Source organism: Lentzea sp. NPDC020367, assembly GCF_044387305.1.
In the GTDB taxonomy this organism is placed as follows: domain Bacteria; phylum Actinomycetota; class Actinomycetes; order Mycobacteriales; family Pseudonocardiaceae; genus Lentzea.
The window spans coordinates 824,919-851,647 of record NZ_JBIRVV010000002.1; the positions used below are offsets into that span (position 1 = coordinate 824,919).

1 protein-coding gene is annotated in these 26,729 nt (G+C 70.6%); it reads right to left on the minus strand.

The genetic code is table 11. The features are described 5' to 3' along the window. Nucleotides 1-32: 32 nt before the first annotated feature. Complete coding sequence (locus ACH413_RS10615) at nucleotides 33-26,726, minus strand: type I polyketide synthase (RefSeq protein ID WP_360030674.1); 26,694 nt, start codon at nucleotides 26,724-26,726, stop codon at nucleotides 33-35. Nucleotides 26,727-26,729: the final 3 nt, after the last annotated feature.

Sequence of the window (26,729 nt, forward strand, 5' to 3'; positions counted from 1 at the left end):
TGGGGAAGTGACCGGCCGCCGGGAGTGCCGGGTCAGTCGGTGTGGCCGTCCAGTGCGGCCTGAATGAGGTCGTCGACGCTCATCTCGTCGATGTCCTCGTCCGTCTGAGCCGTTCCCTTGCCGATGAGCTGCAGCAACGGCTCCAGCACGCCGATCTCGCGCAACTGGGTGAGCGGCACCCGTGCCAGCAGACCGCGGATCTCCGATTCCTCCGTGTCGACCGCGGCCGCGTCCGGGATCAGCTCGGTCAGCACGTGCGTCGCGAGCTCCTCCGGTGACGGGTGGTCGAACACCAGCGTGGACGCCAGGGCCAGGCCTGTGGCGGCGTTGAGCTGGTTGCGCAGCTCCACCACCGCGAGAGAGTCGAACCCGAGGTCGCGGAACGGCCGATCGGGGCGCACGGCATCGACGTCGGCCTGTCCGAGCACCTCGGCCGCACGCGTCCGCACCAGTTCCAGCACCTCGTCGAACCGCTTCGCCGCGGGCAGCGCCAGCAGCTTCTCCCGGAACGCGCCCTCCGCGACCGGCGCCTCGACCGCGGCCTCGGTGGCCAGCTCACGCAGCAGCGGGTTCGGCCTGAACCCACCGGAGAACCTGCCCTTGTCGACCGCCGCCACGACCGCCGTGGCCAGGCCCTCGCCGACGAGCTGCCGCAGAGCGACACACGCCAGCACCGGGTCCATCGAGGCGATACCGGCGCGTTTGGCGTTGGCCAGCGCGTCCTCGGTGTCGGCCATGCCGCCGCCACCCCACGCACCCCACGCGATCGACGTCGCCGCGAGACCCTGGCCCCGCCGGCGATCCGCCAGCGCGTCGAGCATCGCGTTGGCCGCCGCGTAGTTCGACTGGCCGGGGCTGCCGACCGACGACGAAGCGGAGGAGAACAGCACGAACGCGTCGAGGTTCTCGGTGAGCTCGTCCAGCAGCAGTGCCGAGGTGACCTTGCTGCGGAACACCGCCTCGAACCGTTCCGGCGTCATCTTGTCCAGCACGCCGTCGTCGATGATGCCGGCGGTGTGCACGACGCCCGTCAACGGCTGCGGGATTGCGGAAAGCACTGCCTGCAACGACTTCCGGTCGGCCACGTCGCACGCGGCGATCGTGACGTCGACGCCCAGGCCGACGAGTTCCGAGCGCAACTCGTCCGCCCCAGGCGCGTTCAGCCCGCTGCGGCTGACCAGAACCAGGTGCTCGGCGCCGTTCTGCGCGAGCATCCGGGCGACGTGGCCGCCGAGCGCACCGGTGCCGCCGGTGATCAGGACCGTGCCGCGTGGCTGCCACTCCTGTGCCGGCACAGGTGCCGGTGCGGCGACCAGGCGACGGCCGAACAACCCGTTGGCCCGCACCGCGACCTGGTCCTCGCCGTCGAGTCCGGAAAGGACGGACGTGAGCCCGTTCGCGACCCTGTCGTCGACGACGGAAGGCAGGTCGATCAGGCCGCCCCAGCGTTCGGGGTGTTCCAGCGTGACGACCCGGCCAAGGCCGTGGATCGCGGCCTGCGTCAGGTCTTCGAGAGCCGTTCCGTTGACGGCGGCTCCGTCGCGGGTCGCGCACCACAGCGGTGCGTTGATGCCCGCGTCGCCGAGTGCCTGGATCAGCGCGGCGGTCAGCAGCACCCCGGCGGGCGCGCTGCCCTCACCGGCGTCCGCGCGTCCGAGCAACGACAGCACGCCGGTGAACGTCGTGCCGAGCGAGCGCAGTTCGTCCGCGATGGCCTCGCGATCCGGGGCCGTGACGTCGATCCGCACGACACTCACGCCGAGCGCGTCGACGACCGCGTCGCTCCAGTCGTCCTGGCCTGCTGTCACCGCGAGCCACGTGCCGGTCAGTTCACCAGACCTGGTGGTGTCCAACGGCTTCCAGGTGATCCGGTGCCGCCAGCTGTCGACGAGCGCGTGGTCCGTGCGCTGCTTGCGCCAGTCGAGCAACGCCGGCAGCACCTGCGACAACGCGTCGGTGTCGACGCTCAGAACGTTCTGCAGCGACCCGAAGTCCTCGCCCTCGACCGCGGCCCAGAACGCCGTGTCGTCGCTGGCGGGCGCGGCGGGCTTCGCGGAGCTGGCCATGGTCGACGGCCAGAACCGCTGGTGCTGGAACGCGTAGGTCGGCAGCGTGATCTTCTGTCCGGCCCCGAAGAACCCGGCCCAGTCGACCTTCACGCCACGGGTGTGCAGGCGGGCGAGCGCGCCGACGATCGACTGCTCCTCGTCGCGGTCCTTGCGCAGCAGCGGAATCCCCTCGACCAGACCGGCCAACGTGGCGTCTGGCCCGAGCTCGACGAACGTCGTGACGCCGCGTTCGCGGAGGGTTTGGACGTTGTCCGCGAACCGCACCGCTTCTCGCACGTGCCGCACCCAGTACTCGGGGTCGGTCACATCGCCTTCCGCCACCACGGGGATCCGCGGCTGCTGGAACGTCAGCGACTCCACAGTGGACCGGAACTCGTCCAGCATCGGGTCCATCAGCGGCGAGTGGAAGGCGTGCGAGACGCGCAAGCGCTTGGCCTTCCAGCGTTCCGCGATCGCGACGACGGCGTCTTCCGGTCCGGCGATCACGACCGACTCGGGGCCGTTGACCGCCGCGATCACCACGCCGTCGGTGAGGTGCGGCAGCACGACGTCCTCACTGGCCTGCACCGCGACCATCGCGCCGCCCTCGGGCAGCGCCTGCATCAGTGCCGACCGCACGGTCACGAGCTTCGCCGCGTCCTCGAGGCTGAGCACTCCGGCGACGTGCGCGGCCGCGATCTCGCCGATCGAGTGGCCCGCCAGGAAGTCCGGCTTGAGGCCCCACGACTCGGCGAGGCGGAACAGCGCGACCTCAACGGCGAACAACGCGGGCTGCGTGGTGCCGGTGAGGTTGAGCGCGTCCTGGTCGTCGCCCCAGACGATGTCCTTCAGGCCGGGGTCGAGGTGGCTCAGGACCCCGTCGAACGCGGCCGCGAACACCGGGAACCGGGCGTGCAGGTCCCGGCCCATGCCGAGGCGCTGCGAGCCCTGCCCGGCGAACAGGAACGCGAGCTTGCCGGAGCGCGCCACCTCGTCGCGGACGACCAGGGGGTTGCGGACGTCGGACGCCAGCGCGGCCAGCGCGCCGGTCAGGTCCTCGCGGCTGCTCGCCAGCACGACCGCGCGCTGGTCGAACGAGGCGCGCGTGGTGGCCGCCGAACGGGCGATGTCGATCAGGTCGGCGTCGATGTCGAGCAGGCGCGCGGCCTGGTCGCGCAGGGCCGACGGCGTCCGTCCGGACACCAGCACCGGCAGCACGTCGAAGTTATCCACAGATCGCCCAGCGGCCCCTTGACCAGCACTTTCATCCGGTACGCTGGAAATTGGGGGGATCCCCAACGCTCCCGGCGCTTCCAAGATCACGTGCGCGTTGGTGCCGCTCGCCCCGAAGGATGACACGGCAGCGCGCCGTGCGCGGTCGACGGTGGGCCACGCCGTGCGTTCCTGGAGCAGCTGCACCGCGCCGGCGGTCCAGTCGACGTGCGAGGACGGCGTCTCGGCGTGCAGGGTGCGGGGCAGTTCGCCCGCCCGCATCGCCATCACCATCTTGATCACGCCCGCCACACCGGACGCCGCCTGCGTGTGGCCGATGTTCGACTTGACCGCACCGAGCAGCAGCGGCGCCGACCGGTCCTGCCCGTAGACGCCGATCAGCGCCTGCGCCTCGATCGGGTCGCCGAGCTTCGTGCCGGTGCCGTGCGCCTCGACGGCGTCCACATCGGACGGACGCAGACCAGATGCCGCCAGCGCCTGCCGGATGACCCGTTGCTGGGCCGGTCCGGACGGGGCGGTCAGGCCGTTCGACGCGCCGTCGGAGTTGATCGCCGAGCCGCGCACGACCGCGAGCACCTCGTGGCCGTTGCGCTGAGCGTCCGACAGCCGCTCCAGCACCAGCATGCCGACACCTTCGGCCCAGCCCGTGCCGTCGGCGTTGTCGGAGAACGCCTTGCAGCGGCCGTCCTCCGACAGTGCGCCCTGAGCGCTGAACTCGATGAACCCGACCGGCGTGGACATCACGCACACACCGCCGGCCAGCGCCATCTCGCACTCACCGGTGCGCAGCGCCTGGGCCGCGAGGTGCAGCGAGACCAGCGACGACGAACACGCGGTGTCGACCGAGACCGTCGGCCCCTGCAGGCCGAACGTGTAGGCGAGGCGGCCGGACAGCAGCGACGCGGACTGCGCGGTCTGCCACTCCAGGCCGGTCTCCTCTGGCGACGGCCGGTACTCGCCGCTGCCACCGCCGACGAACACACCGGTGACGCTGCCGCGGATCGTGGCCGGGTCGACGCCCGCCCGTTCCAGTGCCTCCCAGGCGGTTTCGAGCACGATGCGCTGCTGCGGGTCCATGACCATCGCCTCACGCGGCGAGATCGAGAAGAAGTCCGGGTCGAAGTTCGGCACGTCGTAGAGGAAACCGCCGCTGCGGGTGACGCTCTGTCCACTGTAGAGGGTGGCGAGGTCCCAGCCGCGGTCGGCGGGGAACTCTCCGATCGCATCGACGCCGTCGAGCAGCAGCGTCCACAGGTCTTCCGGCGACCTCACGTCACCGGGGTAGCGGCAGGCCATGCCGACGATGGCGATCGGGTCGTCGGTCACGGTCCTGGTGACGAACTCGATCTCGTCCGCGCCGCCGAGGAGTTCGGTGAGCAGGTGCTCGGCGAGCTCGTTCGGCGTCGGGTAGTCGAACACCAGCGCGGCGCTGAGCTGCAGGCCCGCCTCGGTCTGGATCTGGTTGCGCAGGTCGACGGCGGTGAGCGAGTCGAAACCGAGGTCGCGGAACGGCACGTCCGGCTCGATCGCGTCGGTTCCGTTGTGGCCGAGGACCAGTGCCGCCTTCTCGCGGACGAGGGTGAGCAGCGTGCCGTGCCGTTCGTACTCGGGCAGCCGTTCGATCACCTGCTTGAGAACCGGCTCGACGACCGCCTTCTCCTGCACGAACCCGCTGAACAGCTTGTTGGGCTGCTGGAACGTGCTCCAGTCGACGTTCGCGACCACGACGTTCGTCCGTCCACTCGCGACGGCGCTGTGCAGTGCCGCGATGGCGTTCGGGGCGTCGAGGATCGGGATGCCGCTCATCCGCAGGTGCGCGGTCATGCTCTGGTCGGTCGTGCCCTCCCACGGCGAGTACGCGATGGAGGTCGCCTTGAGGCCACGGGCTTTCCGCTGTCGAGCGAAGTCCTCGACGATCGCGCTGTGGGCGGCCTGCTGGGCCTGGCCGCGGAAACCCCAGGTCCCGGCGACGGAACCGAAGACCACGAACGCTTCCAGGTCACGGTCGCCCAGCTGCTCGTCGAGCTGCCGCAGGGAGTCTGCGCCGCCGAGGTGGATCACCGCGGTGACGTCGTCGGTCAGGGTGTCGGTGGTGTTGTCCAACGCCCTGAGCTGCTCGCCCATCGGACCTTCGGCCCCGACGAGCAGGATCTTGCCGGTCGGAGTCCACGGGGTGGTGGCCTCGATGCGGCGCAGTCGTGGCACGAACGCGCCTTCGGCGTGGAAGGCGACTTCCTGCTCCTGCAACGGAACCGCCCACGTGTCGGTCTCGACGCGGATCAGGCCGCCCCAGCGTTCCGGCTGTTCCAGCGCGGCGACGCGGCCTTCGCCCCAGACAGCGGGTTCGTCGCTGACACACCACAGCGGGGCCGTGATGTTGTTCTCGGCCAGGGTGTTCAGGATCTCGAACGGGCTGGTGCTGCCCGTCGCGATCACGCCGGCGTAGTCGCCGGGCACGAGGTCCGTGACGGTGTCGCCCGCGAACCCCGTGGTGTCACCGATCGCGAGCCAGGTGCCGTCAGTCGTGGTCCTGACCTGGTGCTGCTCCCACACGACCTCGTACAGCCAGTCGTCGGTGACCGACTTTGGCGTCGTGGTGGGCCAGAAGCGTTCGCGCTGGAACGCGTAGGTGGGCAGCGGGACACGTTTCGCGTCGGTGCCCGCGAAGTACTGCGACCAGTCGACTTCGGCGCCGCGGACGTGCAGCGTGCCGAGGGCGAGTGCGAACGCGCTGAGCTCGTCGCGGTCCTTGCGTTGCGTGGCAACGGCTCCTTCGACCATCGCGGCGAGCACGCCGTCCGGGCCGATCTCGACGAACGTGTCGACTGCCTGCAGACTCTGGACGTTGTCGTGGAAGCGGACCGTGTCGCGGACGTGGTTCACCCAGTAGTCGACGGTCGTGACGTCGCCGGTGGTGGCCATCGGGATGCGCGGCGGGGTGAACGTGATGCCTGTGATCGCCGCGCGGAAGTCGTCCAGCATCGGGTCCATCAGCGGCGAGTGGAACGCGTGACTGACGGTGAGCTGCTTGGTCTTCTCGAACTTCTTGGCGATCTTCTGGACCTGGGTCTTGTCGCCGGCGATGACGACGCTGTTCGGGCCGTTGACCGCGGCGATCGACACCTTCTTCGACTTGCCGAGTTGCTTGCGGACCTCGGCCTCGGTGGCGAGGATCGAGACCATCGCGCCGCCGGCCGGGAGCGCCTGCATGAGTGCGGCGCGGGCGGTGACGAGCTTCGCGGCGTCTTCGAGGGTCAGCACGCCGGCGATGTGCGCGGCGGCGATCTCGCCGATGGAGTGGCCGGCGACGTGGTCGGGCAGAATGCCGAGGCTCTGCACGAGCCGGGCGAGCGCGACCTCGATCGCGAACAGCGCGGGCTGGGTGGTGCCGGTCTGGTCGAGCTGCTCCTCGTCCTCGCCCCAGATGATGTTCTTCAGTTCCGGGTCGAGGTGGGCCAGCACCTCGTCGAGTGCGTCCCGGAACGTGTCGAACCGCTCGTAGAGCTCACGCCCCATGCCGAGGCGCTGCGAGCCCTGGCCGGTGAACAGGAACGCCACCGTGCCCGCCTTGCGCGCCACACCGCTCGTGACTTCGACACCGTCGATCAGCAACGCACGGTGCGCGAACTGCGCCCGCGTCGTGGCCGCCGAGAACGCGAGGTCGAACTGGTCGGCGTCGATCGCGCGGATCTGGTCGACCTGAGCGCGCAGCGAAGCGGAGGACTTCGCCGAAACAACGACGGGAGCCCCCTTGGGGGGACGCGAAGTCCCCACTCCAATCATCTCATCGGGGTCTGACAATTCCTGAGCGGTCGGCGCCTCCAAGATCACGTGGGCGTTGGTGCCGGAGAGGCCGAACGCCGAGATTCCGGCGCGACGCGGGCGGCCGGCGGCAGGCCAGGCCGTGTTCTCCGTGAGCAGCGAGACCGGGCCCGAAGTCCAGTCGACGTGCGAGGTCGGTGCGTCGACGTGGAGCGTGCGGGGCAGTACGCCGTGGCGCATCGCCTCGACCATCTTGATCACGCCCGCGACGCCCGCCGCCGCCTGCGAGTGGCCGATGTTCGACTTCACCGAGCCCAGGTAGAGCGGCTCGGAGCGGTCGGCGAACGTCGCGAGGAGCGCCTGCGCCTCGATCGGGTCGCCCAACGTCGTGCCGGTGCCGTGCGCTTCCACGGCGTCGATGTCGCTCACGGACAGACCGGCGTCCGCGAGAGCGCGACGGATGACGCGCTGCTGCGAGGGGCCGTTCGGGGCGGTGAGGCCGTTGGAGGCGCCGTCGGAGTTGACGGCCGAGCCGCGCACGATGGCCAGTACCTCGTGACCAGCAGCGATGGCGTCGGACAGGCGTTGCAGCACGAGGATGCCCGCGCCCTCGGACCACGCCGTGCCGTCGGCGCCGTCGGCGAAGGCCTTGCAGCGGCCGTCCGGGGCGAGTCCGCCCTGGGTGGTGAACTCGACGAACGAGTCAGGGCTCGACATGACGCTGACACCGCCGGCGAGCGCGAGAGAGCACTCACCGGAGCGGAGCGCGCGCATCGCCCAGTGCATGGCGACCAACGACGACGAGCAGGCCGTGTCGATGGTGACTGCGGGTCCTTCGAGTCCGAGAACGTAGGACAGGCGGCCGGACATCACCGACGCCGTGTTGCCGGTGGCGAGGTAGCCCTGGATGTCCGGGTCGAGCGAGCGGCGCAGGACGTTCTCGTAGTCCTGGCCGTTGGTGCCGACGAACACGCCGGTCGCGCTGCCCTTCAACGACAGCGGATCGATGCCGGTCCGTTCCAGCGCTTCCCAGGCGGTTTCCAGCACCAAACGTTGCTGCGGGTCCATCGCGAGCGCTTCCCGCGGCGAGATGCCGAAGAAGTGCGCGTCGAAGTCCGCGACACCGTTCAGGAAACCGGCTTCCAGCGACGCCGACGCACCGGCGCCCAGCGCGGCCAGGTCCCAGCCGCGGTCGGACGGGAACGAGCTGATGCCGTCGCCACCGGAGGAAACCAGGTCCCAGAACGCTTCCGGCGACGTCACGCCGCCGGGGAAGCGGCAGCCGATGCCGACGATCGCGATCGGGTCGCCGTCGACGCGACTGACCACCACCTCGGCCGGGACGTCGCCGACCTCGCCCGACAGGAAGTCCGCCAGGTCGTAGGGGGTCGGGTAGTCGTAGAGCAGCGACGCGGGCAACGTCAGCTCGGTCGCGACCTGGAGGCGGTTGCGGAGTTCCAGCGTCGTCAGGGAATCGAAGCCGAGATCGAGGAACGCGCGGTCCGGGTCGACGTCGGAAGCGTTGCCGTGGCCCAGAACCGCGGCGATCTGGCCGCGCACGAGGTCCAGCACGGCGCGGTTGCGTTCGGCCTTCGACAGGCCCGCCAACGCCTTGCGGAACTGCGGCTGCTCGTTCTCGACGACCTTTTCCGTGGTGTGGAAGCGTTTGACCTCGGGCAGGTCGCCGACCAGCGGTGCCGGACGCAGACCGGCGAGCGCGGGCAGGAACCGTTCCCAGTCGATCTCGGCGACCAGCACGGACGCGTCACCGTGTTCGATGGCTTTTTGGAGTGCCTGCAACGCGAGTGCGGGCTCCATCGGCGTGAACCCGCCGCGCTTCAGACGTTCCGCGACGCCGCCCGCGACCGCCATGCCGGCTCCGCCCCATGGTCCCCACGCCACCGAGGTGGCCGGAAGTCCTTGCAGGCGGCGGTGTTCGGCGAAGGTGTCGAGGAAGGCGTTGGCCGCGGCGTAGTTGCCCTGGCCCGCGCCGCCGATGACGCCCGCGGTCGACGCGAAGAGCACGAACGCGTCGAGGTTCTCGGTGAGCTCGTGCAGGTTGCGGGTCGCGTGGACCTTGGCGCGCAACAGGTTCGTGAACGACTTGGCGTCCATCGACTCGACGAGGCCGTCCTCGACGACTCCCGCCGCGTGGAAGACCGACGTGACCGGGTGCTCGGCGAGGAGTGCCGCCAGTGCGTCGCGGTCGGCGACGTCGCAGGCCTTGACGATCACGCGCGGGTCGTCGAAGTCCGCGGCTCCGGTGCGGCTGACGAGGACGACCTGTTCGGCGTCGTGGTCGAGCAGCCACTGCGCGACCTGCTTGCCGATCGCGCCCGTGCCGCCGGTGACGAGCACGCGGCCCGGCCGGTAGTCGCGGCGCAGCGCGCTCGGGGTGCTGCGGATGAGGCGGCGGCCGTAGACGCCGGACGGCCGCACGGCGACCTGGTCCTCGCCCGTGCCGGCCAGCACACCGGGGATGCGGCGCGCGGTGTTCCAGTCGAGCTGTGCGGGCAGGTCGATCAGGCCGCCCCAGCGCGTCGGGTGCTCCAGCGCGATGACGCGGCCGAGGCCCCAGACCGTCGCGCTGTCCGGGTTCGCGATCTGCTCGCCGCCGCCGACCGACACCGCGCCGCGCGTCGCCACCCACAGCGGGGCGTCCTGACCGGCGTCGCCGAGTGCTTGCACGACAACGGAAGTGCGGACCAGCGCGTCCTCGGCTTCGGCGTTGATCGCGAGCAGCGACAGCACGCCGGCGTAGTCGCCGCGGACCTGTTCGGCGAGTTCTGTTCGCGTGGTGGCGTTGAGGGTGACGGTCTCGACGCCCAGTGCCTCGATCAGCTCGGACGCGTCGTGGTCGGTGATGACCAGCCACGGACCGGTGAGGGTCGTGGACGTCGTGATCGGCTTCCAGGTGACCGCGTAGCGCCAAGAGTCCACAGTGGACTGCTGCTTGCGCGAACGCCATTGCGCCAGTGCGGTGAAGTCCTCGCGTTCGACGGCGGCCCAGAAGTCGTCGTCGACGAAGTCTCCGTCGGTGGCGGCCGCGGTGACGGGCTCCGGCCAGAAACGCTGGTGCTGGAACGGATATGTCGGCAGCTCGACCTCGGCCGTGGCGCCGGCGAAGTACGCGGACCAGTCGACGGTGGTGCCGCGCACGTGCAGGCCCGCGAGTGCGGTCAGCAGCGTGGCGACCTCGTCGCGGTCGCGGCGCAGGGCGGGGACCAGCACCGCCTCTTCGGTGAGCGACTCCTGCGCCATGCCGGTGAGCACGCCGTCGGGGCCGAGTTCCAGGAACGCCCGCACGCCCTTGGTTTCGAGCTGCGTGACGACGTCGGCGAACCGGACGGCGTCGCGGACGTGCCGGACCCAATGGTCGGATTGTTGAACAATCCCACCAGTCAACAACGGGATCGTCGGATTGTTGAACGAAAGCCCGTCGACGACGGCGCGGAACTCGTCGAGCATTGGCTCCATCAGCGGCGAGTGGAACGCGTGGCTGACCTTGAGCCGCTTGGTCTTCTCGAACCGGCCCGCGATCGCTTCAGCTTCGGCCTCGTCGCCGGCGATCACGATGCTGGTGGGCCCGTTGACGGCGGCGATCGAGACGCGCTCGGTGAGCAGCGGCGTGATGTCGCTTTCCGTCGCCTGGACGGCGATCATCGCGCCACCGGTCGGCAACGCCTGCATGAGACGGGCACGGGCGGAGATCAGCGCGCACGCGTCGTCCAGGCTGAGGACGCCCGCGACGTGCGCGGCGGCGATCTCGCCGATGGAGTGGCCGGCCAGGTAGTCCGCCGTGACGCCCCACGACTCGACGAGCCGGTAGAGGGCGACCTCGACCGCGAAGATCGCGGGCTGGGCGTAGCCGGTCTGGTCGAGCTCGGCTTCGTCCTCGCCCCACATGACGTCGCGCAGCGGCCGGTCGAGGTCCGCGTCGAGGTAGGCGCAGACGGCGTCGAGAGCGTCGGCGAACACCGGGTAGCGCTCGTACAGTTCACGGCCCATGCCGAGACGCTGCGAGCCCTGGCCGGTGAACAGGAACGCGGTGCGGCCGCGCGTGGCCTGCCCGCGCACGACCGCGCTGGACGGCTGGTCGTCGCGCAACGCCGTCAAGCCACGCACCAGTTCGTCGCGGTCGCTCGCGATGACGACGGCGCGCCGTTCGAACGTGGACCGCTTGGTGGCGAGCGAGGCGGCCAGATCGCCGAGGTCCGCGCCCACGTCGATGAGGCGGCCGGCGACCTGCTTGAGCGCGTCGTCCGCGCGCGCCGACAGCAGGACGGGCACTGCTCCGTTCGGCGGAATCGATTCCGATTGGCCGGCCCCCTGGGGGGAAACACCCCCCATCCCAATCATCTCAGGCAGGTCTGACAATTCCTGCTGACCAGCCTGGGCTGGGGCTTCTTCGAGCACCACGTGGGCGTTCGTGCCGGAGAGGCCGAACGACGAGACGCCGGCGCGCTTCGGGTGGCCGGTCTGCGGCCACGACTCCTCGGTGGCGAGGAGCTTGATGGAGCCCGAGGACCAGTCGACCTTCGTCGAGGGCTGGTCGACGTGGAGGGTTCTGGGCAGCACGCCTGCCCGCAACGCGAGCACCATCTTGATGATGGACGCGACGCCCGAGGCCATCTGGGTGTGGCCGATGTTCGACTTCATGGAGCCGAGCAGCAATGGTTGCGCGCGGTTCTGGCCGTAGGTGGCGAGCAGGGCCTGGGCCTCGATCGGGTCGCCCAGTGCGGTGCCGGTGCCGTGGCCGTCGACAGCGTCCACTTCGGACGGTTCAAGGCGCGCGTTGGCCAGGGCCTGGCGGATGACTCGTTGCTGTGACGGGCCGTTCGGGGCGGTGAGGCCGTTGGAGGCGCCGTCCTGGTTCACCGCGGAACCGCGCACCACCGCCAGGATGCGGTGGCCGTTGCGGACCGCGTCGGACACCCGTTCCAGCAGCACCAGGCCCACGCCCTCGGCGAGGGTCATGCCGTCAGCCGCGTCGGAGTAGGCCTTGCAGCGGCCGTCCTTGGCCAGCGCGCGCTGCCGGCTGAAGCCTACGAACGCGCCGGGGGTCGCCATCACCGAGACGCCGCCTGCCAGCGCCAGAGACGACTCGCCGTCGCGCAGTGACTGGCAGGCCAGGTGGAGTGCGACCAGGGACGACGAGCAGGCCGTGTCGAGGGTGACGGCGGGGCCTTCGAGGCCGAACAGGTAGGAGACGCGGCCCGACAGCACGCTGGAGAGCGTGCCGGTGATCATGTGGCCCTCGTCGCCGGGCTGGTCGGAGCCGCCCGCCGAGTAGTCCTGGTAGGAGGCGCCGATGAACGCGCCGGTCAGGGTTCCCTTGAGCGACTGCGGGTCGATGCCGGCGCGTTCGATGGACTCCCAGGCGGTTTCGAGCAGGAGGCGTTGCTGCGGGTCCATCGACAGGGCCTCGCGCGGGCTGATGCCGAAGAAGCCGGGGTCGAAGTTCGCGACGTCGTGCAGGAAGCCGCCCTGCACCGAGTAGGCGCCGCCGGGGGCGTCCGGGTCGGGGTTGTAGAGGGAGTCGCCGTCCCAGCCCCGGTCGGCGGGGAAGCCGGAGATCGCGTCGACGCCGTTCATCACGACGTTCCACAGGTCTTCCGGTGTGGCAACGCCTCCGGGGTAGCGGCAGGCCATGCCGATGATCGCGATCGGCTCGTCGGACGCGGCCGAGGCGATCACCGGAGCGGTCGACGGGGTGTCGGCGCCGAGGAGTTCGCCGAGCAGGAACTCGGTCAGCGCGAGCGGGCTCGGGTGGTCGAACACCATGGTCGTGGGCAGGGTCAGACCCGTTGCGGCGGCGAGCTTGTTGCGCAGGTCGACGGCGGTGATCGAGTCGAAGCCGACCTCGCGGAACGCCCGGTGCTCGGTCAGCGCGTCGGTCGAGGTCATGCCCAGCACGGACGCGGCTTCGGCGCGGACGAGTTCCAGCAGCTGCTGCTCGCGTTCGGCGGGCGGCAGGGTCCTGAGCTTGGCCGCGAGGTCGCTGTCGGAGTTGGTGGCCTGCTCCGCGGCGACGGCGAGAGCGCGCACCTCCGGCAGCTCCTCGAAGAGCGTGCTCGGGCGCATCGCCGTGAAGACCGGGTGGTAGCGGTCCCACGCGATGTTCGCGATGGCGATCTCGGTCTCGTCGTCCTCGATCGCGCGCTGCAGGCCGGCGAGCGCCAGGCGTGCCTTCATGAACTCCAGGCCGCTGCGGCGGATCTGGTCCGTGTCGACGCGGCCGAGACCGATGTCGTCGGACCAGATGCCCCACGAGACCGAGGTGCAGCGCAGGCCACGCGCACGGCGGTTGGCGGCCAACGAGTTCAGGTAGGCGTTACCGGCCACATAGGACGCGTGGTTGCCCGAGCCCCACATGCCGGAGATGGACGAGAACAGCACGAACGCGTCGAGGTCCTCGGTCAGCAACGCGTCCAGGTGGGCTGCGCCGTCGACCTTGGCGGCGAGGATCTCGCTCAGACCCTCCACAGTGGAGCCGTCGATGGAGTGCAGGCCGATCACCGCGGCGGTGTGGACTACCGAGCGGATCTCGCGGCCTTCCGCGCGCAGGTCGTTCAGCATGCGTTCGACGTCGTCGCGCTTTGCGATGTCGCAGGAGACGACGGTGGTGGGGGTGCCGAGTTCTTCCAGTTCCGCGACGAGTTCACGGGCGCCGGGAGCGTCGAGGCCACGGCGGCTGGTCAGCACCAGGTGTTCGGCGCCCTTGTGCGCGAAGAACCTCGCGACGTGCGGGCCGAGCGTTCCGGTGCCGCCGGTGATGATCGTGGTGCCGCGCGGGGTCCAGTCGCTCTCGGCCGGCCTGGACGGGGCGCGGACGACGCGGCGGGCGAGGGTGCCGGACGCGCGGATCGCGAGCTGGTCCTCGTCGCCGGCGTTGACCAGTGCCGCGACGAACCGTTGCGCCGCGCGCTGGTCGAGCTGTTCCGGCAGGTCCATGGAGCCGCCCCAGCGTTGCGGGTGCTCCAGTGCGGCGGTCCAGCCGATGCCGATCGCCTGCACCTGCGCCGGGTGGTCGACGGTGTCCGCGCGGCCGGTGGAGAGGGCGTTGCGGGAGATGTTCCAGACCGGGGCGTTGACGCCGGCGTCGCCGAGGGCGTTGATCAGGTGGACGGTCAGCAGCAAACCTGTTGGCAGGCCTAGGGTTCCGGGGCGTTCGTCGGTGGGCAGCAGCGAGACGATGCGATCCGTCTCAGTGAGCTTGACCGCGATCGAGGCGCGGTCGTCGTCGGCGCTCAGGACGACGCGCTGCACGTCGCCGAGCGCGGTGACCACGTCGGTGTCGTCGATGGCGTCGGTGGTGACGACGGTCGTGGTGCCGGTGAGCTTGCCGTTGTCGAGTCCGCGCAACGGCTTCCACGTCGTGCGGTAACGCCATGAGTCCGTTGTGGACTGATCACGGCTGCTCTGGCGCCAGGTGTTCAGGGCGGGCAGGACGGCGGCGAGTGTGGCCTCGTCGAGGTGCAGGCTCTGGGTGAGGGTGGCGAGGTCGGACTGTTCGACGGCCTGCCAGAACGCGCTGTCCGCCGGGTCCGAGTCGGGTGCCGCGACGGGGTGCTGCGGCGGTCCGATCCAGAAGCGTTCGTGCTGGAACGGGTAGGTGGGCAGGTCGACGCGGGTGCCGTCGAGGTGCCACTTGACCGGGTAGCCGCGGACCCAGACCTCGGCCAGTGACTGCAGAACGCGTTGCTGGCCACCGATGTCGCGGCGCAGCGTGCCGGTGACGACGCCGCGCTTGCCTTCGAGCGCGTCCTGGACGCCCGGCGTGAGGACCGGGTGCGAGCTGACCTCCACGAACACCTGGTGTCCGGTTCCGATCAGCTGCTCGACGGCCTCGTGGAGGTGCACGGTCTGGCGGAGGTTCGTGAACCAGTACCCGGCGTCGGTGTTCGCGTCGTTCCACTCGCCGGTGACGGTGGAGAGGAACTTCGTGTGCGGGGTGAGCGGGGTGATGGTGGCGAGGTCGTTGACGACGTCCTCGCGGATGTCCTCGACCTGGGCCGAGTGCGAGGCGTAGTCGACCTCGATGCGGCGGACCCGCACGCCCTGCTCGACCAGCTTGCCGCACAACGCGTCCAGCGCCTCCAGGTCGCCCGAGACGGCGACGCTGTGCGGTCCGTTGGTGGCGGCGAGGCTGAGGCGGTCGCCCCATTCGTCGAGGTGTGGCTGGACTTCTGCTGCCGAGAGGCCGATGGACACGATGCTGCCGCGGCCCGACATGACGCGCCCGATGGCCTGGCTGCGCAGCGCGACGACCTTGGCGGCGTCTTCGAGACTGAGGGCGCCGCTGACCGCCGCGGCGGCGATCTCGCCCTGGGAGTGGCCGATGACGGCGTCCGGGGTGACGCCGTGGTGCTGCCAGACCTCGGCGAGCGACACCATCATCGCCCAGCTCGCGGGCTGGACGACGTCGACGCGGTCGAGGCTGCCCGCGTTGCGGATGACGTCGAGGAGGTTCCAGTCGACGTGGGGCTGCAGGGCGGCGGCGCACTCGGCCATGCGGGCGGCGAAGATCGGCGACTCGTCGAGCAGTTGCGCGCCCATGCCGACCCACTGCGAGCCCTGGCCGGGGAAGATGAACGCGACCTTGCGCTCCAGGTCGGCGATGCCCCTGGTGTCGGCGCCGTCGATCAGGACGGCGCGGTGGTCGAAGTGGGGGCGGCGGCTGAGGCTGTAGGCGATGTCGGCGGGGGTGGCGTTGACGGCGCGGATGCCTTCGAGTTGTGCGCGCAGAGCGGAATCCGACTTGGCCGACACGAGCCACGGCGCCGCTCCGCCCAGCCCAGACGCTGCTCCGTTCGGCGGAATCGATTCCGACTGGCCGGCCCCCTGGGGGGAACCACCCCCCATCCCAATCATCTCAGGCAGGTCTGACAATTCTGGCGCCGTCGCCACCTGCTCCAAGATCACGTGGGCGTTCGTGCCGCTGATGCCGAACGATGAGACGGCGCAACGGCGGGCGCGCCCGGTCTCGGGCCATGCCGTGGTGTCCTGCAGCAGCGAGATGGTGCCGGGGCTCCAGTCGACGTGCGTGGACGGCTCGGCGGCGTGCAGCGTGCGGGGCAGGACGCCGTGCTGCAGCGCCATGACCATCTTGATGACGGACGCGACGCCCGCGGCGGACTGGGTGTGGCCGATGTTCGACTTCACCGAGCCCAGCAGCAGCGGGCGGTCGGCGTCGCGGTCGCGGCCGTAGGTGTTGAACAGCGCCTGGGCCTCGATCGGGTCGCCCAGGGACGTGCCGGTGCCGTGCGCGTCCAGGGCGTCGATGTCGGCTGTGGTCACGCCGGAGTTGGCGAGGGCCTGCAGGATGACGCGCTGCTGCGACGGGCCGTTCGGGGCGGACAGGCCGTTTGAGGCGCCGTCCTGGTTCACGGCCGAGCCGCGGATCACGGCCAGGACGCGGTGCCCGGCGGCGAGGGCGTCGGACTGGCGCATCAGCAGGAGCATGCCGATGCCCTCGGACAGGGTCATGCCGTCCGCGGTGTCGGAGAACGACTTGCAGCGGCCGTCCTTCGCCAGGGCGCGCTGGCGGGAGAACGCGATCAACGGCTTCGGGTTCGGCATGATCGTCGCGCCACCGGCGACGGCGAACGCCGACTCGCCCGTGCGCAGCGACTGGCACGCCAGATGCATTGCCACCAAAGAAGAGGAGCACGCGGTGTCGACGGTGACGGCCGGGCCTTCGAAGCCGAACACGTAGGCGACGCGGCCCGACAGCACCGACGGCGAGCTGCCGGTGACCTGGTAGCCCTCGGAACCGCCGTCACCGCCGCCGTACTCGATGTACGAGGAGCCGATGAACGCGCCGACCTTCTTGCCGCGCAACGCCGCCGGGTCGATGCCCGCGCGTTCGACGGCCTCCCAGGTGGTCTCGAGCAGGAGACGCTGCTGCGGGTCCATGCCGGTGGCCTCGCGGGGCGAGATGCCGAAGAACGCCGGGTCGAAGTCGCCCGCGTCCGGCAGGTAGCCGCCGGCGGTGGTGTAGGTGGTGCCGGGGCGGTCCGGGTCCGGGTCGTACAGCTGTGCCATGTCGAAGCCGCGGTCCGCCGGGAACTCCGTGATCGCGTCGGTGCCGGCGAGCACCATCTCCCAGAACGCCTCGGGGGTGTTCGCGTCGCCGGGGAAGCGGCAGCTCATGCCGACGATCGCGATCGGCTCGTCCGAGTCGACGTTCGCCGTGTAGGTCAGCGCCTCCTCCGCCGAGCCGAGGAGTTCGGCCAGCAGGTGCTCGGCGAGCACGATCGGGGTCGGGTAGTCGAAGACCAGGGTCGCGGGCAACGGCAGACCGGTGGCGTCGGACAGCTTCTTGCGCAGTTCGACGGCGGTCAGCGAGTCGAACCCGATGTCGCGGAACGCCCGGTTCTCCCCCACCTCCTCGACCGAGCTGTGGCCGAGGGTCGCGGCGGCTTCGGCGCGCACGAGTTCGACGAGCTTGCGCTTCTGGTCCTCTTCGGACAGTGAACGGAGGTTCTTCGCGAACTCCGAGTCGTCGCGCTTGACCTCCTCCACGACCGCGAGGGCCTTGACCTCGGGCAGGTCGGAAAGCAGCGGCGCCGGGCGGACCGAGGTGAACAGCGGGAAGTAGGTGTCCCAGTTGATGTCCACGACGGTCACGCACGTGTCGTCGTGCATGACGGCGCGGTTCAGTTCCACGACGGCCTGGTCGGGCTTGAGGAACGTGAGGCCGCGGCGCGCCAGGTTGTCGGACATGGCCTCGTGCGTGGCCATGCCGACCTCGGCCCACGGGCCCCACGCGATCGACGTCGCGCGCAGACCACGGGCACGGCGCGCTTCGGCGAGCGCGTCGCAGTAGGCGTTCGCGGCACCGTAGGCGGCCTGGCCGCCACTGCCCCACACGCCGGCGATCGAGCCGAACAGCACGAAGAAGTCGACCTCGCCGACCAGCGCGTCGAGGTTCGCGGCGCCGATCACCTTGGCGGACAACACGTTCGCGAAGTCCGGCAGTTCGGTCAGTTCGAGCGGGGCGTGCTGCGCGGCACCGGCGGTGTGCACGACACCGGACAGGTCCGCGATGTCGTTGACGACGGCGGCCAGGGCGTCTCGGTCGGCGACGTCACAGGCCACAATGGACACGCACGGACCGAGTTCTTCCAGCGCTGCCTTGAGTTCGGCGGCGCCGGGGGCGTCCATGCCACGACGGGACGTGAGCACGAGGTTCTGAACGCCGCGCTCCGCCAGCCACTTCGCGGTCGTGGCACCCAGGCCGCCAGTTCCGCCGGTGATCAGCACGGTGCCGTGCGCGGTGTAGTCGGACGGCAGCGCGTCGACGGGGCGATGCGCGAGCCGGCGTCCCAGGACACCGGACGAGCGGACGGCCAACTGGTCCTCGCCGTCGAGTCCGGCGACGCAGGACACGAAGCGGCGCAACGCGTTCTCGTCGGGTGCCGCGGGCATGTCGATCAGACCGGCCCAGCGCTGCGGGAGTTCGAGGGCGGCGGCGCGGCCGAAGCCCCAGACCGCGGCCTGCGCGGCGGACCGCACCTCGTCGGAGGTCTCGGCGGCGACCGCGCCGGACGTGACCGTCCAGACCGGCGTCCCAACGGACTTGACCAGCAGGATCGACTGCTCCAGGCCGGTCGCGAGGACGTCCGACGGCGACTCGTCCAGCGCCACCAGCGACACGATCAGGTCGCACTCGGGCACGTCGTCGATCGAAGTGACGACCGTGACCTCGGCGCCGTGCGCGGCGAGGACCGCACGGTACGGCTCGGCGTCGACGGCCGGGGTCGTCAGGACGGCGATGTGACCGGACAGGACCGGCGTGCCCGTGACGCGGACCGGCGCCCACAGCACGCGGTAGCGCCACGAGTCGAGCAGCGACTTCTCCTGGTTGCCCGCGCGCCACGACGACAGCGCCGGGATCAGGGAGCCCAGCGACGCGCTCTGCTCCTCACCGAGCCGGAGCAGCGCGGCGAGTTCGCGGGCGTCGCCGCGTTCGATGGCCGCCCACAGCTTGGCGTCGGCCGGATCGGCGTCCGTGTCCGTCACGGCCGGGGCGGTGGAACCCAGCGGCCAGTAGTACTCGTGCTGGAACGCGTAGGTCGGCAGCGCCACCCGCGTTGCCGGGCCGAAGAAGGTCTTCCAGTCCACGGACACGCCCGACGCGTACAGGCGTCCCAGGGCCAGCGCGACCGACGCCTCTTCCGAACGGTCCTTGCGCAGCACCGGAATCGCGCCGTCGACGAGCGCCGACAGCGCACCCTCGGGGCCGATCTCCACGAACGTCGTCACGCCGGCGCCGCGCGCCGCCTCGACCGCGTCGTGGAAGCGGACGGCCTCGCGGACGTGGCGCACCCAGTAGTCGGATTGTTGAACAATCTCCGTGTGGGATTGTTGAACGATCGAGTCATTGGATTGTTGAGCAATCCCACCAGTGAACAGGGGGATCGTCGGATTGTTGAACGAAAGGCCCTCGACGACGGCGCGGAACTCGTCGAGCATCGGCTCCATCAGCGGCGAGTGGAAGGCGTGCGAGACGTCGAGCCGCTTGGACTTGCGATCGTCGAATTGTTCAACGGTCCTACGAACCTCGTCGTCCACGCCGGCGATCGTCACCGAGTTCGGGCTGTTGATCGCGGCGATGGAGACGCCGGCCGTCAGCAGCGGCGTGACCTCGGCTTCCGTCGCCTGAAGGGCCACCATCGCGCCACCGGCCGGCAGCGCCTGCATCAGGCGCGCACGGGCCGACACGAGGGTGCAGGCGTCGTTCAGCGACAACACACCGGCGACGTGCGCGGCGGCGACCTCGCCGATCGAGTGCCCGACCACGGCGTTGACCTTCACGCCCCACGACCGCACGAGCCGGAACAGCGCGACCTCGAAGGCGAACAGGGCGAGCTGGGCGTTGCCGGTCTGCCGCAGGTCCTCCTCGGAGGAACCCCACATCACGTCACGAACGGGAAGCCGGTCCAGCACCTCGTCCAGAGCGGCGGCGAACACCGGGTAGCGGGCGTGGAGCTCACGACCCATGCCCAGGCGCTGCGATCCCTGTCCGGAGAACAGGAACGCCACCTTGCCCGGCACGACCTCGCCCTCGACCACGGCGGCGTCGGGGTGCTCCGTCGCCAGGGCACCCAACGCCCGCAGCAGCGACTCACGATCAGAAGCCACCACGGCGGCGCGCTGTTCGAACGCCGAACGCGTCGTCGCCAGCGAGAAAGCCAAGTCGTGCAACGAAACGTCAGACGACTCGACGTAGGAACGCAGGCGCGCGGCCTGTCCCCGCACGGCACGACGAGTGCGGCCGGACAGCACCACAGGTACGACGACCGAAGACGGCTCGGACGGCTCGGCTTCAGCGGTCGGCGGCTGCTCGATGATGATGTGCGCGTTGGTCCCCGAGATGCCGAACGACGAGACACCGGCACGGCGCGGACGTTCCACGGAGGGCCACGAACGCGACGAGGTCAGCAGCTCGACGGCGCCCTCGGTCCAGTCGACGTGCGAGGAAGCCTGAGTGACGTGGAGAGTCTGCGGCAGCACGCCGTGGCGCATCGCCTGCACCATCTTGATCACGCCCGCCACACCGGCGGCGGCCTGCGTGTGGCCCATGTTCGACTTCACCGAGCCGAGCAGCAGGGGTTCCGTGCGGTTCTGGCCGTAGGTGGCCAGCAGGGCCTGCGCCTCGATCGGGTCGCCCAGGGTGGTGCCGGTGCCGTGCGCCTCGACGACGTCCACATCGGACGTCGCCAGGCCGGCGTTCGCCAGTGCGGCACGGATCACGCGCTGCTGAGCAGGCCCGTTCGGGGCCATCAGGCCGTTCGAGGCGCCGTCCTGGTTCACGGCCGAGCCGCGGATCACGGCGAGCACGGGGTGTCCGTTGCGCACCGCGTCGGAAAGGCGTTCCAGCACCACGACACCGGCGCCCTCGGACCAGCCGACGCCGTCGGCCGAGTCGGAGAACGCCTTGCAGCGGCCGTCCGGCGAGAGGCCGCGCTGCCGGGAGAACTCGACCAGCGCGGTCGGCGTCGACATGACCGTCACACCGCCGGCCAGCGCCAGCGAGCACTCCCCCGCACGCAGGGCCTGCATCGCCCAGTGCATCGCCACCAGCGACGACGAGCACGCCGTGTCGACGGTGACCGCGGGGCCTTCCAGTCCGAGCGTGTAGGACACGCGACCGGACACAATGGACGGTGAGGTGCCGGAGCCCTGGAAGCCCTCGAAGTCACCGCCGGCCAGGCGCGCGCCGTAGTCGTTGTACATGACGCCCGCGAACACGCCGGTCTGCGTGCCGCGCAACGAGACCGGGTCGATCCCGGCGTGTTCGATCGCCTCCCACACGACCTCGAGCAGGATGCGCTGCTGCGAGTCCGTGCCGAGGGCCTCGCGGGGCGACATGCCGAAGAACCCGGCGTCGAACTCGCCCGCGTCGTGCAGGAAGCCACCGGAGCGCGAGTACGTCGTGCCGGGGTGGTCGGGGTCGGGGTGGTAGAGGTTCTCGAGGTCCCAGCCGCGGTTCGACGGCAGGCCCGACACGGCGTCGCCGCCCTCGGACACCATCCGCCACAGGTCGTCGGCCGAGCCGATGCCGTCCGGGTAGCGGCAGCCCATGCCGACGATCACGATCGGGTCGTCCGCGTTGGCGGCACGCACCTGTTCCGGCACAACGACGTCCGTGTCGCCGGCGAACAGCTCGTCCAGCAGGTGGGCGGACAGCGCGTCGGGCGTCGGGTAGTCGAACACCATCGTCGCGGGCAGGCGCAGGCCCGTCACCGCGGTCAGCTGGTTGCGCAGCTCGACGGCGGTCAGCGAGTCGAAGCCCAGGTCCTGGAACTGACGGGACGGCTCGATCTCGTCACCGGAAGCGTGGCCGAGCACGGCCGCGACCTGCCCGCGAACGAGCTCCAGCACGGCGTCCGAGCGCTCCTCCGCGCCCAGCACCGACAGGCGGCGGATCAACGTGTCCGCGGTCTCCGAACCCGAGGCCGCACGACGGTTGCGCACGCGGATCAGGCCGCGCAGCAACGGCGGCACCTCGCCGCGCTGCCGCAACGTCGCCAGGTCCAGGCGCGCCGGCACCAGCACCGGCACCGAGGAGGCGACGCCGCGGTCGAACAGGCCGAGGCCCTGCTCGACGGTCAGCGGCGGCATTCCGGTGCGTGCCATGCGTTCGGCGTCCGTGTCGGACAGCATGCCCTCGACGGCCCACGCGCCCCACGCCAGCGAGACGGTATTGGGGCGGAACTCCGCCAAAGCGTCGAGGAAGTGGTTGCCGGCGGCGTAGTTCGCCTGGCCGGCCGTGCCCCAGGTGCCGGCGAGCGACGAGAACAGCACCAGCGGCACTGAAGGCAGCGCCTGCGCCAGGTTCCAGGCGGCGTCGACCTTCGGGCGCAGCACCGTGTGCAGGCGCTCCGGGGTCAGCGACGAGATCACGCCGTCGTCCAGCACGCCTGCGCTGTGCACGACCGACGAAATCTTGTGCTCGGCAACGAGAGTGGCGAGCGCTTCGGCGTCCGCGACGTCGCAGGCGACGACGGAGACGTTGGCACCCAATGCTTCCAACTCTGACACGTCACCTGTGCCGCGACGGCTGACCAGCAGGAGGTTCCGGACGCCGTGTTCGGCGACCAGGTGCCGCGCGATGACCTTGCCCAGGCCGCCGGTGCCACCGGTGATCAGGACCTGCCGGCCCCAGTCGATCGGCGTTTCCTCGATCTCGGCGCGGGCCAGGCGCGGCGCGTAGACCTCGCCGTCGCGCAACGCCAGCTGCGGCTCGTCGGACCCGGCGGCCGCGGCGAGAGCGGCCTGGGAGGCATCCGTGCCGTCCAGCTCGATCAACGAGAAGCGGCCCGGCGATTCGGACTGCGCCGAACGCACCAAGCCCCATACCGCGGCGGACGCGAGGTCCGAGCTGCTCGTCACGAACACGACGCGTTCGTCGCGCTCTTCCTGCAGAAGAACGAGAACGCGCTCCGTCAGTTCGCGCACCGATGCGACGACGTCCTCGTTCCCTTGCAGGGGAACGATCAGGACGTCCGCGTCCACATCGGCCGCGGGCACCGTCACCGGCACCCAGTCGACCTTGAACAGCGAGTCGCGATCCACAGTGGACTCTGCCGCGACCGGTCGCACCACCAGGGAGTCGACCGAGGCGACCGGCGCGCCGGCACCGTCGACAGCGGCGATGGCGTAGGCGTTGTCGCCGGAACGGGTCAGGCGGACGCGCAGCGAGGAGGCGCCGGTCGCGTGCAGCGACACGCCCTCCCACGAGAACGGCAGCCCGGCCTCGCCCTCGCCGGAGATGATCGCGGCGTGCAGGGCGGCGTCCAGCAGTGCCGGGTGCAGGCCGAACCCGGCCGGGTCGACGCCTTCCGGCAACGCGACCTCGGCGTAGACGACGCCGTCCTCACCGCGCCAGGCGTGCCGCAGTCCCTGGAAGACGGGCCCGTACTCGAAGCCCATCGCGGCGAAGTTCTCGTAGCAGCCCTCGGTGTCCAGCGCGGTGACGCCGGCGGGCGGCCACTCGGTCGTGTCGAAGGCGAGCTCCCTTGCAGGGGCTCCAAGAACACCGATCGCGTGCTGCGTCCAGGGTTCGTCGTCGGAGCCCTCCGCGCGCGAGTAGATCTTGACGGTGCGGCGGCCGTTCGCGTCGGCGTTGCCGATCCACAGCTGCACCTGGACGCCGCCGCGTTCAGGGACGAGCAACGGCGCGGTCAGCGTGAGTTCCTCGACGCGGTCGCAGCCGACCTCGTCACCGGCGCGGATCGCCAGCTCCAGGTAGGCCGTGCCGGGCAACAGGACCGCGCCGCGCACGGCGTGGTCGACCAGCCACGGGTGGGTCTGGCGGGTCAGGCGGCCGGTGAGCAGCGCGCCGTCCTGGTCGGCGAACGAGACGGTGGCGGTGAGCAGCGGGTGTTGTGCGGCACCGAGTCCGGCGGCGCGCGGGTCGTGGAAACCGCCGCCGCCCTTGGGCCAGTAGCGCTTGGCCTGGAACGCGTACGTCGGCAGGTCGACGCGCTTCGCGTTCGTTCGGGCGAAGTAGGCGTTCCAGTCGACCTTGGTGCCGCGGACGTGCAGACCGGCCAGTGCCGTGGTGATGGCTTCGATCTCGTCGCGGCCCTTGCGCAGCAACGGGATGGCGCCGTCCTCGACCAGCGCGGACAGGACGCCGTCGGGGCCGATCTCCAGGAAGTGCGCGACGCCGTGGGTTTTCAGCCAGCTGATGCCGTCGGCGAACCTCACGGCCTCGCGGACGTGGGAGACCCAGTAGTCGGCCGTGGTGATCTGCTCGACGCGGGCCTGTTCGCCGGTGACGTTGGAGATCAGCGGGATGATCGGTGCTGCGAAGGTGATGGTTTGTATTGCCGCCCGGAACTCTTCGAGCATCGGCTCCATCAGCGGCGAGTGGAACGCGTGGGAGACGCTGAGCTGCTTGGTCTTGCGGTCTTCGAAGTGCTTCGCGACCGCGCGGGTCTCTGCTTCGGTGCCCGCGATGACGATGCTGGCCGGACCGTTGATCGCGGCGATGGAGACGTTCGCGGTCAGGTGCGGGGTGACCTCGTCCTCGGTGGCCTGGAGCGCGATCATCACGCCGCCGGGCGGGAGGTTCTGCATGAGGCCTGCGCGCGCTGTGACCAGCTTGGCGGCGTCTTCGAGGCTGAACACGCCGGCGATGTGGGCGGCGGCGATCTCGCCGATGGAGTGGCCGGCTACGAAGTCCGGCTTCAGGCCCCAGGACTCGGTGAGGCGGTAGAGGGCGACCTCGATGGCGAACAGCGCGGGCTGGGTGTTCTTGGTCTGGTTGAGGGCTTCCTCGTCGTCGCCCCAGATGACTGCCTTGAGGGTCGGGTCCAGGTGGCTGAGGACCTCGTCGAACGCCTCGGCGAAGACCGGGAAGCGGGTGTGGAGGTCGCGGCCCATGTTCAGGCGCTGGGCGCCCTGGCCCGTGAAGAGGAAGGCCTGCTTGGCTCGGGCGGCGGTGCCCTGGACGAGGCCGGGGGCGGGGGTGCCGTCCAGGAGGGCTTCGAGGCCGGTGCGGAGGTCGCCGACGATGGCGGCGCGGTGGTCGAAGGACGCGCGGGTGGTGGCGAGGGAGTAGGCGAGGTCGAGGGCGCGCTCAGGGGCGAGTGGCTGGGCGGTGGCTGTGGCGAGCAGGCGCTCGGCCTGGGCGCGCAACGCCTCGCGGGAGCGGCCCGAGACCAGGAACGGCACGGCTCCAGCGCTCGGCACCGGCAGGGCTTCGGCCTGGTCAGCCGCGGCGGCCCCGTTCGGAATCGATACGGATTCACCGGCCCCCTGGGGGGATCCACCCCCCATCCCAATCATCTCAGGGAGGTCTGACAATTCCGGGGCGGGCGCTTCCTCGATGATCGTGTGCGCGTTGGTGCCGGACAGGCCGAACGACGACACGGCGGCACGGCGCGGCTGACCGGTGGCGGGCCACGGGGTGTTCGAGGTGACCAGCCGAACGGCGCCCGCCTCCCAGTCCACGTGGGTGGACGGCGCGTCGACGCCCAGGGTCTGGGGCACGACGCCCGCGCGGATGGCCATGATCATCTTGATCACGCCGGCCACGCCCGCCGCGGCCTGGGTGTGGCTGATGTTCGACTTCACCGAGCCCAGCAGCAGGGGCTGTTCAGGAGACCGGTTGCGGCCGTAGGTGGCCAGCAGTGCCTGTGCCTCCACCGGGTCGCCCAGGACGGTGCCGGTGCCGTGCGCCTCGACCACGTCGATCTGGTCGCTGGTCAGGCGGGCGTTCACCAGCGCGGACTTGATGACTCGCTGCTGCGACGGGCCGTTCGGGGCGGTCAGGCCGTTCGAGGCGCCGTCCTGGTTGACGGCGGAACCGCGCAACACCGCCAGGACCTCGTGGCCGTTCGCGCGGGCGTCGGACAGGCGCTCCAGCACGAGCATGCCGACGCCCTCGGACCAACCCGTGCCGTCTGCCGCGTCGGCGAACGAGCGGCAGCGGCCGTCCGAGGACAGGCCGCCCTGGCGCGAGAACTCCACGAACGTCGCGGGGTTCGCCATGACGGTGACGCCGCCGGCCAGGGCCAGAGTGGACTCACCGGCGCGCAGCGACTGCATCGCCAGGTGCATTGCCACCAAAGAAGAAGAGCAGGCCGTGTCCAGGGTGACGGACGGGCCTACGAAGCCGAGGGTGTAGGAGATGCGGCCCGAGATGACCGAGTTCGACGAGCCGAGCAGGACCATGCCCTCGCCGCCCTCGCCGGGGCCGAGCTGGTAGTCCTGGTTCATGGCGCCCGCGAAGACCGCGGTGGAAGAACCCTTCAGCGCGTGCGGGTCGATGCCCGCGCGTTCCAGGGCCTCCCAGGTGACCTCCAGCAGCACGCGCTGCTGCGGGTTCATGCCCAGGGCCTCGCGGGGGGAGATGCCGAAGAAGTCGGCGTCGAAGTCGCCCGCGCCCTCGAGGAAACCGCCCTGGTCGCTCGACGAGAGGGCGAGCATCTCGGGATCCCAGCCGCGGTCGTCGGGGAACGAGCGGATGCCGTGTTCTCCGTCGACGACCATCCGCCACAGATCTTCGGGACCGCGCACCCCACCGGGGAAACGACAGCCGATGCCGACCACGGCGATCGGTTCCGCCGCGGCAGCCTCGATGTCCTGCAGGCGCCTCTTGGTGCGCTGAAGGTCCGTGCTTGCCCGGCGGAGGTAGTCCCGGAGCTTCTGTTCGTTGTCCATCCC

Bases quoted from the DNA above. Each gene is read 5' to 3' on its own strand.
- ACH413_RS10615 (WP_360030674.1), bottom strand. From the start codon at position 26,726: ATGGACAACGAACAGAAGCTCCGGGACTACCTCCGCCGGGCAAGCACG.